11 protein-coding genes and 1 pseudogene are annotated in these 11929 nt (G+C 46.0%); 4 read left to right on the plus strand and 8 right to left on the minus strand.

Annotation, left to right across the window (positions count from 1 at the left end; translation table 11 throughout):
• Positions 1-114: 114 nt before the first annotated feature.
• Both QUA99_RS10130 and QUA99_RS10135 read left to right on the plus strand, forming a co-directional pair.
• Positions 115-330, plus strand: a pseudogene (locus QUA99_RS10130) (DUF4160 domain-containing protein); the annotation flags it as partial.
• Positions 293-571 carry a DUF2442 domain-containing protein gene (locus QUA99_RS10135; RefSeq protein ID WP_333236041.1) on the plus strand — a complete coding sequence of 93 codons (279 nt, stop codon included), beginning with the start codon at positions 293-295 and terminating at the stop codon, positions 569-571. The pseudogene QUA99_RS10130 and the gene QUA99_RS10135, both read left to right, overlap by 38 nt.
• Before the next feature lie 199 nt (positions 572-770).
• On the opposite strand, the gene ftsH4 is transcribed toward QUA99_RS10135, so the two are convergent.
• The 4 genes from ftsH4 to QUA99_RS10155 form a co-directional block, all read right to left on the minus strand.
• Positions 771-2639 carry an ATP-dependent zinc metalloprotease FtsH4 gene (gene ftsH4, locus QUA99_RS10140; protein ID WP_333236042.1) on the minus strand — a complete coding sequence of 623 codons (1869 nt, stop codon included), beginning with the start codon at positions 2637-2639 and terminating at the stop codon, positions 771-773.
• A gap of 414 nt (positions 2640-3053) precedes the next feature.
• Entirely contained in the window at positions 3054-3335 is a 282-nt protein-coding gene (locus QUA99_RS10145; RefSeq protein ID WP_333236043.1) for a tryptophan-rich sensory protein, read from the minus strand.
• On the minus strand, positions 3299-3556 hold the full coding sequence (locus QUA99_RS10150) for a tryptophan-rich sensory protein (RefSeq protein ID WP_333236044.1): 258 nt from the start codon (positions 3554-3556) through the stop codon (positions 3299-3301). The genes QUA99_RS10145 and QUA99_RS10150 overlap by 37 nt, the downstream gene beginning before the upstream one ends.
• Before the next feature lie 79 nt (positions 3557-3635).
• Entirely contained in the window at positions 3636-4481 is an 846-nt protein-coding gene (locus QUA99_RS10155) for a M48 family metallopeptidase (RefSeq protein ID WP_333236045.1), read from the minus strand.
• Between the two features lie 290 nt (positions 4482-4771).
• Here QUA99_RS10155 and QUA99_RS10160 point away from each other — a divergent pair, with 290 nt between their 5' ends.
• Together QUA99_RS10160 and QUA99_RS10165 are read left to right on the plus strand one after the other, a co-directional pair.
• Positions 4772-6373, plus strand: coding sequence for a HAMP domain-containing sensor histidine kinase (locus tag QUA99_RS10160; RefSeq protein WP_333236046.1), 1602 nt, complete (start codon positions 4772-4774; stop codon positions 6371-6373).
• A 182-nt stretch (positions 6374-6555) separates the two neighbouring features.
• Complete coding sequence (locus QUA99_RS10165; protein ID WP_333236047.1) at positions 6556-7122, plus strand: hypothetical protein; 567 nt, start codon at positions 6556-6558, stop codon at positions 7120-7122.
• 332 nt (positions 7123-7454) lie between these two features.
• Here the strand turns inward: QUA99_RS10165 and QUA99_RS10170 are convergent, their stop codons facing one another.
• The 4 genes from QUA99_RS10170 to QUA99_RS10185 all read right to left on the minus strand — a co-directional run bounded on the left by QUA99_RS10170 (position 7455) and on the right by QUA99_RS10185 (position 11819).
• Positions 7455-8651, minus strand: coding sequence for a GNAT family N-acetyltransferase (locus tag QUA99_RS10170; RefSeq protein WP_333236048.1), 1197 nt, complete (start codon positions 8649-8651; stop codon positions 7455-7457).
• Between the two features lie 212 nt (positions 8652-8863).
• Positions 8864-10069 carry an IS110 family transposase gene (locus tag QUA99_RS10175; protein WP_333460336.1) on the minus strand — a complete coding sequence of 402 codons (1206 nt, stop codon included), beginning with the start codon at positions 10067-10069 and terminating at the stop codon, positions 8864-8866.
• Between the two features lie 455 nt (positions 10070-10524).
• The gene (locus tag QUA99_RS10180; RefSeq protein WP_333245822.1) at positions 10525-11367 is read right to left on the minus strand and encodes a hypothetical protein; all 843 of its coding nucleotides are present in this window, start codon (positions 11365-11367) and stop codon (positions 10525-10527) included.
• A 2-nt stretch (positions 11368-11369) separates the two neighbouring features.
• Entirely contained in the window at positions 11370-11819 is a 450-nt protein-coding gene (locus QUA99_RS10185; RefSeq protein ID WP_333245824.1) for a hypothetical protein, read from the minus strand.
• Between the last annotated feature and the right edge of the window lie 110 nt (positions 11820-11929).

Here is an 11929-nt window from a genome sequence, read left to right on the forward strand (position 1 = left end):
ATAAAATCGCCCTGTGCTATCATAGAATACAAAAATTACAGAGATTCGCATTGAAATGTTGTATAACCTGAAATTATGCCAAGTATTTTATGAGTAGGCCCTTACCGACTTTACTTTGACAGCCATGAACCGAATGAACCACCTCATGTTCACATTGACAGAGACAAATCATCAGTTAAATTTTGGTTGGAGCCAGTCAGTTTGGCAAACAACCTTGGTTTTAGTGCTAAAGAACTTCGGAAAATACAGTCGGTAGTACAAGAAAATCAACAAACGCTATTGGAGGCTTGGTATGGGTATTTTGGCGATTCGAGCGGACGAGAGAGTTAAGGAGATTCATTTTACAGAAGAAACAATTAGTGTTGATTTGATGGATGGACGAACCATTACTGTGCCTTTAATTTGGTATCCCAGATTGTTTAATGCAACGCCCGAGCAAAGGGCAAAATGGGAAGTATGCGGAGGAGGCTATGGCATTCACTGGGAAGAAATCGATGAAGACCTCAGTACAGAAGGAATGCTGCGGGGGGCACCGGCTCCGAAGCCTTCTCCTGGAAAATTTACGAGCTAAGAAATACCAAAAAACGCAGATGATATTTTGTCATCATCTGCGTTTACCTGCGTTAACCTCTGCTTGAATTAAACAGTCTTGGATGCACTCCGAATAAAGAAACCGGGTTTTTTCCGAATTTGTCGGCTAGAACGAAGTATTATCGTAAAAACCCGGTTTCTGGACTTTCATGCGTAAGTCCTATTTAACCCTATGAAACTCAAGCCGCAACCTTATCTAAAGGCCGCACTTGACGGAGGAATTCGCGAAGTGCGTCACCTTCCACCACTTCAGTTTCCAACAGTTTCTGCGTAATTGTTTCCAACAATTCCCGATTTGCTTTCAGAATATCCAAAGCTTGCTGATGTGCAGTTTCGACAATTTCTTTGACTTCTTGGTCGATCGCCTCAGCAGTCTGAGCACTTACCGCACGGCGGGCATTTCCCATACCGTCATTGAGGAACATTGATTGTTGACTTCGATCGTAAGCTAGAGGCCCCAAAACCTTACTCATCCCGTAAGTTGTCACCATCCGTTCAGCTAAATCCGTCGCCCTTTGCAAGTCATTTGAAGCGCCAGTAGTAATGCTACCAAACACCACTTCCTCAGCCGATCGCCCGCCCAACAAAGTCGCAATTTGACCGCGCAATTCCGACTCATCTAACAAGAAACGGTCTTCAGTGGGTAACTGCAAAGTATAACCCAAAGCAGCCATACCGCGAGGGACGATCGAGATTTTGGCAACTTCGCCATTACCAGTCATCAAAGCACCCACCATTGCGTGGCCGACTTCGTGATAAGCAACGATGGTTTTCTCTTTTTCATTGAGCACGCGGCTTTTCTTTTCCAAGCCCGCTACAATCCGTTCGATCGCCTCTGCAAAGTCTTCCTGTGCTACAGTTAGGCGTTTGTTGCGGGCGGCCAACAAAGCAGCTTCATTCACCAAATTTGCCAAATCTGCGCCGGAAAAACCGGGGGTGCGAGTGGCGATCGCCTTCAAGTTAATATCTGGGCCCAACTTCACTTTTTGAGCGTGAATGTTCAAAATTGCTTCGCGGCCAGATAAGTCGGGGCGATCGACTAAAACTTGGCGATCGAAACGACCGGGGCGCAACAAAGCAGCATCCAAACTTTCCGGGCGGTTAGTTGCAGCCAGCACAATTACCGTAGTATTGCCCGCTGCAAAACCATCCATTTCAGTTAACAGTTGATTGAGAGTTTGTTCGCGTTCGTCATTACCACCGAATGCAGCGTTGCTGCTGCGAGATTTGCCGATCGCGTCCAATTCATCAATGAAAATAATACAAGGAGCCTGTTTCTTCGCCTGCTCGAATAAATCTCTAACTCTTGCAGAACCAACACCTACAAACAGTTCCACAAACTCCGAACCCGAGATGCTAAAAAACGGCACGCCAGCTTCACCCGCCACTGCTTTTGCTAACAGCGTTTTGCCAGTTCCCGGCGGCCCGACTAACAGCACGCCTTTCGGAATTCTCGCGCCAATTGCCGTAAATCTGTCGGGACTTTTCAGGAATTCAACAACTTCGACTAATTCAGTTTTAGCCTCTTCTACTCCAGCCACATCGGCAAAAGTAATTTTCGCCGATTCGCCTTCTACATAGACCTTAGCTTTGCTTTTGCCGATCGAAAGTGCACCCTGAGGCCCGCCAGCACCCCGGTTCATGAAAAATTGAAAAATCGCCACAAAAATCAGCGGCGGAATCACCCAGCTCAAAATACTCCCGATCCAGCTATTTTTAGCCGGCGGAGTTGCCGCAAATTCAACGCCTTTTTCTTCCAAAAGTTTAGGCAGTTCCAAGTCAAAAATCGGCGTAGTTGACAGAATTTGACCGGGTTTGTCGCCTTCGCCTTTGAGTTGGTAGCGAATTTCATTTTGACCTACCGAAGCTCTGACTACATCTTGTTCTTGAACCTGATGGACGAACAAGCTGTAAGGCACTTGCGGAATTTGCGGCCCGAACAAATTCGGCAAAAAGATATTTGCCAGCAGAAACAGACTTGAGAGCAATAACAAAATATTGCTAATTTGCCTAAAACGAGGTGGTTGGGGCTGGTCTTTAATTGCCATTGATAACGATCGTCCTTTAATTTTAACCAGTTTTATTCATTTATTTTCTCATCCAATACGCACACAATGTCAAGCGGATTCCCTCACTCTATCGGTCGGTTAACCCGGTAGCACGGATTTGCTATTATTAACAATGTTTTTTTGACGAACTGTGAAGGTGGGAACAGTAACAGGCGAGACGCCTGTTCCACAAAAGAAGAAAAGAGAAGATAAGAACGGAACAGTAACAGGCGAGACGCCTGTTCCATAAAAGAAGAAAAGAGAAAATAAGAGCGTTATAGTTGTGAATGCTTAGTTAGTAGTTACTGGATGGTTATTTACTTCAGAATCGCTTGAAAATTCTCTCGCTCTTTTCTTACTTAGTGGAACAAGCGAGACGCCTGTTATTCTTCGCGTCTTCGCGGTTCGTTATATTTATGCAGCTTCTGGGTTTAACTGAATCATTTCCCAAGTAGTATAAGTGCCGATCGCACCCCAAACCGCGTAAGGCAAAAGTAACAAAGCTGCGGTTTGAGAAATCGCCAAAACAGCCAACGTCAGCACAACTCCCAAAATCTCGCCAGCCACTCCCAAAATCGTCCCTACTTTCAGACTTTTGGCTCTGAGAGTAGCAGGAATACAAGCAACTGTGACAATTTCTAAAAGCAAGTACAAAGCCATCAACAGCAATGTTTTAAGGCTCCCTGGCTCTTCCACACGAAAGTAGCGCTGCCGGCCCCGCAAGCAAAAATCACCGTCCAAATTAACGGAATAGCAGGCTCAAAAAACATCCAATCCGGTCTTTGAAGTTTGACGGCCCAGTTAATATCGCGCAGTTTAAAAAACAGAGTGCCGAAAGCGACTGAGAAAGTCACGCCGCCGATAATCATCCAAGATTCAATCATGGTTTTCAACTTTCCAATTGCTCGATCGCTCATTAAGTCGATCGTGCCAACTCAAAGCCGAACGTAGATCCGCCTTTAGCAATAATTTTTGTAAAGCCCGATGCAATTCTCGCTAACCGCCAGACACATTCTTAGCAAACTCTTCGCGTCCAGACACCAAATTAGCTGGAACGCCATTAGGGTAATTTTGCGCGATTAAAGCTTGCAATTTTTCAACTCGGTTTTCAGGGTTGGGGTGAGAGCTCAAAAACTCCGGCGGCGCTTCGCCCTTCCTAGCTGCACCGAGAATTTTCATCACCTCAACAATACCTCTAGGATCGTAACCCGCTTCCGTCATAAACCGAAAACCGAGCCGATCGCTCTCAAGTTCATCCGATCTACCGTACCGCAAACCGACAACTTGATTGACAGCTTGAGCAATTAATGCAGCCTGCTGCCCGCCCCCGCGATCGTCGCTAGTAGCCACCCCAACCGCTGTTACCAAAGCCCTGCCCAACTGCTGTTTTGCCAAGTGTTCCGCAGCGTGGCGCGCCACAACGTGACCGGCCTCGTGCCCCAGTACAGCAGCCAACTGAGCCTCGGAATTCAGCCGTCCCAGGAGTGCGGCGGTAATGAAAACTTGTCCCCCCGGTAAAGCAAAAGCATTGACAGTTTCTGGGTCTCGCAGCAGGTGGAATTCAAACGGATAACCCGCTTGTTTCGCGGCCGAACCGTTGACCACTCGTGCTCCTACTCGATCGACATACTGCTGAATACTCTGGCTGGGATAAAGCCCCCCGTACTTGGCGGCCATTTGATCCCGCGCCTGCAATCCCAAAACTATCTCTTGGCGGGGAGAAAGCTGCACCCGCTGTCTCTCTCCTGTTACCGGATTTTGTACGTCGTTTGTAAAATAGGTAATTGCCCCAAAAAATGCCATTAACAGCCCGATCGCGGCTCGAAATAAAAATTTGTTCACAGGCTTGATACCTAAAAAGTTTAGCGAGTAGATTACCAAGCTGACAGCTACCTCGACATCTGTCTGAAGTATTAATAATGGTAATTGGGAATTGGTAATTGGGAATTGGTAATTGGGAATTGGTAATTGATTGCGACAACAGTGCGAGCTTCTAGCTCGCGTTCCGATAGCTCGCGAGCTAGAAGCTCGCACTACACAACAACAATAACACTCGGCGATTACCCGCACATGATATAACAAATAACAAGTAACAAATAACAAGCAACCAATTACCAATTCCCAAATTTCCAATGTTCCAAGCTACCCGCCGCCGCCTCGCTATTTGGTACACAGCCGTTACTGCTGTATTGTTACTTGTATTCGCCACTGGTTTCTATTTCTATGTCCGCAATACTTTGATCGATCGCATTGACGACACCCTCAATCATGTTGTAGAAGTAATAGAGCGAACACTGGTTATCGAACCGCTAAGTTTGCCTACTACCAAAGATAAAAAGAAGTTGCAAGTTAATATTCAAGCCAGTTTTCGAGATAGCACCGATGCAGTAGAAGACGACCACATTGATTTAGAATGGTTCAGTCCTACGGGCGAATTGCTGTGGTCTACTTTATCGGAACCGCTGAATATTCCCATTCACGCTAACCGCACCGGCGAAACAGTTTGGGTGAATCATAAGTTGCGGTTTGAAGGTACAAATCAGGTACAAGAAAGGTTGGCAACGGGCAATGTACCGGATGTCGCGGATTTAAGGGATAGAGGGAAGAGGGATTTAACCGCAGAGGCGCAGAGGGCGCAGAGGGGAGAAATCAGAGATTTTGATGGCGGTTTGAATGCAGGTTTGCAGGAAAATATAAATTTAGGTAGTGCAAAGTCGATCGCACAAAATACAAATCGCGTTTCTACCAAACCGATTAGCATTCGGACAACTCAAAACTATTCCCTCAGACAAGTAACGCAGCGAGTGGAAATCGGCCGCCAAGTTCTGGGATATTTGCGAGTCAGCCATCCTTGGTTTGAAGTGACAAAACCCATCCGCCAATTAATTCTCGATTTGATTTTGGGCGCGGGTTTAACTCTAATTTGCGTGGCGGCTATTGGCTGGCTGCTGTCGGGATTGGCGATGGCACCGGTGCGGGATTCTTACGGGCGTCTCAAACAGTTTACCGCTGATGCTTCTCACGAACTCAGAAATCCGATCGCCACTATTCAAACTAACGTCCAAGTAGCTTTGGCGGAACCGGATATCGAACCGCAGCAGCATCAACAGCTACAAGTTATCGAACGCCTTACCCGCCGTTTGGGGCGGTTGGTTGACGATTTGCTGTTTTTAGCAAGACAAGATAGCGGCATCGTCCAGCAGCAGTGGATTGAGGTTCCCCTAGATGCTTTGCTGATGGAGGTAATTGAAGAACAACAGGCGATCGCCACTACCCAAAATCTCTCTCTTTCTTTGGAAATTGTCGATCTGCCCAACGCTGAGGAAAACTTTACACTGTTGGGTGACTGGGATCAACTAGCCCGACTTTTTACCAATCTCGTCAGCAACGCCGTGCAGTACACGCCCTCTGGCGGCGAAATTGAAGTAGAATTGCAGCTTGCAGCTAAAAACAAAAGAAATTCGCCGATGTTACATCCAGCGCTGCAAATAAAAGTAACAGACACCGGCATCGGGATTTCCGCAGAAGCCCTGCCGCATTTGTTCGATCGATTCTACCGCGCCGATCCCGCCCGCACCCACCGCAGCGCCGCCGGTTCCGGTTTAGGATTAGCCATCGCCAAAGCCATTGTCGAAAATCACCGCGGCCAAATCCGCATTGACAGCCAAGTCGATCGAGGTACCGCCGTTACCGTCACCCTCCCCGCCCACAAATCAGAACAATTCCGCCTTTAAAACTTCCCCTCTTCCTCTCTTCCTCTGCGCCCTCTGCGCCCTCTGCGGTTTAAAAAAAATCTATCCCTAAAACCCTGATTCTTCTTACCTCTGACCCAAACCAAGCTGTTAAAATTCAATTCCCGCATAGATTAACATGAACTTTGTTGGACAACCTCGATCGAACTTGTGAGGAGTTATTTATGTTTCGCCACAATCTACCGTTTAAAAAAATCAGCTTGCTAGCAGCCACCTGCGGAGGTTTACTCGTTAGTCTCGCAACACTTTCCCTCGCCGGCGGCCCTCCGCCCCAACAAGGAAAACCCGTTTCCCAACCCGCAGAAACTCCCGCAGCCACTGAAGAACCAGTCAGCCAACCGACTCCGGCTGCGAGTCCGAGCCCCAGCGGTATGCCCTCTACACCCACAGAGGCGCCGGCCCGCTTCCCCATGCCCAGTGCGCGAGTTACGCCTGCAGAAGGCATGATAGTAATTAAACTGGTGAATACCACCAATGCTGTCATTAATTATCAAATCGTAGGCGTCACCCAGCCGCGCACTCTGGGCGAACAATCTGAAATTTTGCTTCAAGCCCTCAAAGTGCCAATCACCCTCACTTACCAGCGCGCAGACGGCGGATTGCTGCTGGTTCGCCCCCAAGCAACCGCGATGCCGGGAATGTTGCAAGTCAGTTTCGGCGCGACAACTGAGTTGGGCACTGATACAAAATCCCTGGAAATTCAGGAAGATGGCAAGGTAATTTTGAATTAGGTTAATTAGTTGACGGTTGACGGTTGACGGTTGACGGTTGACTGTTACCATTCGTGTCAACTTAAGACTAAAATCCATAATAAATATCGTTTATAGTTGAGTTTCGCTCCCCCCTAACCCTCTTAATAATGGGGGGACAAGACTATTCTTACCTCCCCTCTAACTCCCATTAATAAAGAGGAAAGAGCATTCAAAGTCCCCCTTCTTAAGGGGGATGCGAGGGGGATCGAAACTTCGATACAAACGAGATATACAGAGGGTTTTAGTATTATATTGACACCCATGGGCTGTTACTAATTCCCAGTTTCCAATTCCAAATTCCCAGTCAACTGTCAATCGCCGAGTAACAACGGAGGTGACTTAGTAAAAGGTAAATCCTCGTTGATTGCATCAATTTCTTCCTGTTCTCTTTCGTTGATTTGACCGATATAAGACTTGAGAATTTGGGCCAGACGGTTGTTATAAAATCGGTGCAAACTATAATTTGGCGTAGCTGGAAAGCCTCGCCGTTTTTTGTGTCTGCCGCCGGCACCGGGATCGAAGCTTTGGATGCCCCGATCGATCGCCCATTCGATCGGCGTATAGTAACAAGCATCGAAGTGCAAGCAGTCGATTTCCTGCAAACTGCCCCAATAACGCCCGTACAGTCGATCGCCCTTATACAAACAAAAAGACATACCTACCGGTTGTCTGTCATCTTCCTTGTCGTAGGCGGCTACAAATAAAACTCGATCGCGATAATTGTGGTGCAACTGTTCAAAAAATCGCTTAGTCAGATATTTGCTTCCCCACCAACCAAATTTGTCGCAAGTATTCTCATAAAAAGCATACATTTGCGGAAACATAGCTTGGGGAATTTCATCGCCAGTAAAAGTTTTCACTAACAAACCAGCTTTGTCAACTGCGTTGCGTTCGCGCTTGATATTGCGGCGCTGGTTGGCATTAAATGCGCCTAAATAATTGTCAAAATTTTGATAGCCTTGATTTTGCCAAATATAACTGTGGTGCAGCCAACTGCTGAAACCGTGGCGTTCCATTCTTTCGCGCCATTCTGGATCGACATAAAGGAAATTGCAGCCGGAGATATTGTGGCGATCGCAAAAATGGTCGATCGCGCTTACCATTACTCCCGTTAACTCGTCTTCATCTTCCCCCTCGGCAATCAAAAACCGATAGCCTTCAGCCGGAGTAAACGGCGTCATTCCCATCAATTTGGGATAATATTGAATACCCAAACGTTGAGCTAAATCCGCCCACTGATTGTCGAACACAAATTCGCCGTAGCTGTGGCTTTTGACATAAAGTGGCGCGCTAGCAATCAACTGTTTGTCTCGCCACACAGTCAAGTGATACGGCAGCCAACCGGTTTTACCTGTCGCACTGCCGGAGACTTCGAGATTGTTAAGCCAATCCCATTCTAGAAATGGCGTTTTTAGTGGCATCGCCAAGGCATCCCACGACGCTTGCGGGATTTCGCCTATTTTGCTAATCCAGGCTACAGAATATTGAGGTTTTGGCTGTTTCAGCATAGGGAGATTTGAGCGTAGAGCGATCGAACTTCACTCTAGCAATTCTAGATTTTAAATAGCGACAAAAAATTAAACGCTACCCAGATAGACTTAGGTGTCCTCAGCCGGACGGGCTGGCGGCTATTTTTGCAGTGGCCGGATTATATATTTAACACTCCGGCAGAAATCTCGCGGCCACTGCAAAAATCCCGCTGAAAATTAGATTTTAGATTTTAGATTTTGGAATGAACAAGCTCAGCAACGAGTTCTTTAAACAGCAACTTGACTGCTTTAGCCGCCACACGCGATCGCACTAGCCGCACCGGACGACCGCTAAGTTTTTCTGCATCCATAATTGCACCGAGCCGATCGCCAATATCGTTCTGAAGCCGAGCGCGGACTGGTTCAATCCTAGTAAATATCCACTGCCACAGAGCGCGCCGGCACAAATCGCTACCACCGCTGACCCTGGATTTTTGCAAATCGCCGCTGGACTCTTGAGAAGGCGCATAACCCAAAGCCTTACAAAATCGGCGAAGCGACAAATGCCGCTTGGTAGGTTTACCGGAATTTCGCCCTTTACGAATCTTCACATCTGGTTTGCCGCCAAGAAGATAATTTTCAAATGGGTATATTTGCGATAATAGCAGCGCCTCAACGCGGCGACCAAACCCAAAACGGGCAAAAACTTTGCGGTACGGCAAAAACTGCGGCTCTGACACAAGCTTGGAAAGTTGAAACTCAAGCGCCATCTCTTCCCGCTGAATATCGCAAATGCGCGCAGCGTGGCGGCGAAGTTCATCAGTCAAACCCAAACCGATCGACTTTTCAAGCATCAAATCATACTTTACCGACTGCCGCTGACCGCAAAGCCACCCCCAAAGCAAAGGAACTTTTTCACCCAGACGCACCGATCGCACGAGCGCCACTTCTGGAAACTGCCACGCCAAATCTTGACGAGCGCGGTTAATGATAGGGGACTGCACGCGATTGAGATGAGACAAACGAAGTACCAACCGGCGAATTTCAACAATAGTTTGCGATCGCACTTGCACAAACCGACGGGGAACCTCAAAAAAATCCCAACCGTAAATCGCCAGAGCCAAAGCATCGGCATCATCATCTTTATCGGGAAGTCCGAGGTGGTGCTCGCGAAAACTTCGCAATTCCTTGTGACCGACAAGACGAATTTCTACGCCAGCCCTGGCGAGCTGAGTTCCCCACAAAATTTGATAGTTTACCCCCGTCGGCTCCATCACTGCGATCGTATTATTTATATCGCCGCCAATCAATGCCAGCAATCCAGTAATCCCCGAAGCCGTAGCGTCAAACTTGTGAAAGTCGCAATCATAATAAAATTGTCGAGGTTCAGTTGGTTTTTCTGTCAAAAGGCAAGCAGAAACTGAGGCCTTGCTAATATCAAGTCCGATAATTTGCATTAATTTTTAAAGGTGATAATTTTCCAAATCCCCATAGCAAAGCTTATGAATCACCCAAAGGCCAGAAGCCTAATTCACTCTTAAAGCTATAAATTGCAGGGGAATAATACAATCAATCAAAAAGTAACCGAGCTTATGAAGCCAGAAAAGCCACAAGAGCTTGTTTCATTTTTAAAGCCCTAAGTTACAAATCGATTGACCGACGGATGATTTGGACTCAATCCGCTACCCCTCCCATTTTTAAGCGGAACTTACCCCGCACATAAGATTCATTTCTTCTGAAACCATTACAGGGCAAGACTTTCCTGGAGCGGGAAAATCAAGTACATGACTACAACTTTTTACAACCCTTATGTGGAGCGGGTTTGAGTTAATTTTATGATACAGCAATACTTTGGTTCTAAATATTAAGAAAATCTTAAATACATGGCTACAAAATTGGAACTGCCAAATAGCTAAAACGAATACGGCTCAAAGAATACAGCCACCGAAACTACCCCCTGCAGGGGTAAGTTCCGTTTAAGGAAGAGTTTCGGCTGCTGAGTTAGGCAGCCATCATCAGGCGATTTAAAAACAATATCCAAATCTGCCAAAATTACTTGTTGCTCTGGCGTGTACTCAACATGAACAGCCTGTTCATCCAATCGCACATCAGAACACTCTGGCTCTTGGTCATTAGATAAGTCATCTGATACACCAATTAAATGCTCAAGATACTCTGATACAGACATTCCAGCAGCCAAAGCTTTTTCTTGCAACAACTTATAAGCTTTGCCTTTAATACGAACTTGCTTAGCTCTATCCTCTGGATTTTCGTCTAATGTTTCCTGAATTTTGGCGGCAGTAATTTGGTGAACAGGAATAGATTCAATAACCTCAGACCATTTTTCAGTCAATTGACAATTCCCATAGGAATCAACTTTTGCAAACTTCCACAAAGGCATAGCTTGAGCTACAGAAGTAGGAAGAGTCTGAAAATTAGACTTAATCAAGTGCATGCAAACTTTGGCAGCTTTAATGATTGTCTGACAATAAAAAGGCGAGCGACCTAAAGCATTTTTGCAGTAATCAGCAAAATCCTTATAGGTATGTTTATACAAGCGATACCGGCGAACAGCTTCAAGCATAATACCTTGACGACAATAATCCAAAAATGAACGTTTAATTTTCTGGGTTAAAATTGAAAAGTCATTATGTGGAACTTCCGAAAGAATATCGGATTCAAAATCTAGAAGTGGCTGATACTCAGATTCAGGTGGTTGCCAGCAATTGTCTAAAAAATCAGAAGTAATGTGCATGGTTAAAATTCGTGAGGATTGTCATCATCATCGTCAGAACAGTTAAAAGGGATAGGGTCATTTTCAATCTCTGTTGTAACAACTTCAGAAGCGGATTTTAATCCTATAGGCTTATCGCAAATAAGCAAAGAATAAGAACCAGGGTCAATTCCCAAACGCTCTAAAAAGTTTTGAAGCTTTTGCAGTTGACGTGTGGCAATTTCTATTTTAATGTCAAGAGACTGAAGAGTTTTTTCTCTACGAGAAATATGCTTCTCCAAATCATGAAGCTTAAGAAGCATTTGATTTTCAGCACCTGACTGCTGCAACAATTCATCAATCTGCGTCCTCAAAAAGACATAAGTTTCAGAAAAAATCTCTCCATCAGCAGCAATCTCAATATTAGCTTTACGGTCAAAGTCGCCCCATTGGTCACGCTTATACACCGGAACAGCAATCTTAACGTTAATCATTATGGTAAGTAATTGGTAATTGGTACAAAAGAAGCGATCGCCCTTCGCTCAAAAGAACGATCGCACACAGAAGCAAACAAGATGGAAAGATGGAAATAGGAAGCGAAAAC

This window comes from Microcoleus sp. F10-B2 (genome assembly GCF_036704965.1).
Classification (GTDB): Bacteria; Cyanobacteriota; Cyanobacteriia; order Cyanobacteriales; family Microcoleaceae; genus Microcoleus.

Excerpts from the sequence above, each read along its gene's own strand:
- QUA99_RS10135 (WP_333236041.1), top strand. The coding sequence starts at position 293 with ATGGGTATTTTGGCGATTCGAGCGGACGAGAGAGTTAAGGAGATTCAT.
- ftsH4 (WP_333236042.1), bottom strand. The coding sequence starts at position 2,639 with ATGGCAATTAAAGACCAGCCCCAACCACCTCGTTTTAGGCAAATTAGC.
- QUA99_RS10150 (WP_333236044.1), bottom strand. The coding sequence starts at position 3,556 with ATGAGCGATCGAGCAATTGGAAAGTTGAAAACCATGATTGAATCTTGG.
- QUA99_RS10160 (WP_333236046.1), top strand. The coding sequence starts at position 4,772 with ATGTTCCAAGCTACCCGCCGCCGCCTCGCTATTTGGTACACAGCCGTT.
- QUA99_RS10165 (WP_333236047.1), top strand. The coding sequence starts at position 6,556 with ATGTTTCGCCACAATCTACCGTTTAAAAAAATCAGCTTGCTAGCAGCC.
- QUA99_RS10170 (WP_333236048.1), bottom strand. The coding sequence starts at position 8,651 with ATGCTGAAACAGCCAAAACCTCAATATTCTGTAGCCTGGATTAGCAAA.
- QUA99_RS10175 (WP_333460336.1), bottom strand. The coding sequence starts at position 10,069 with ATGCAAATTATCGGACTTGATATTAGCAAGGCCTCAGTTTCTGCTTGC.
- QUA99_RS10180 (WP_333245822.1), bottom strand. The coding sequence starts at position 11,367 with ATGCACATTACTTCTGATTTTTTAGACAATTGCTGGCAACCACCTGAA.
- QUA99_RS10185 (WP_333245824.1), bottom strand. The coding sequence starts at position 11,819 with ATGATTAACGTTAAGATTGCTGTTCCGGTGTATAAGCGTGACCAATGG.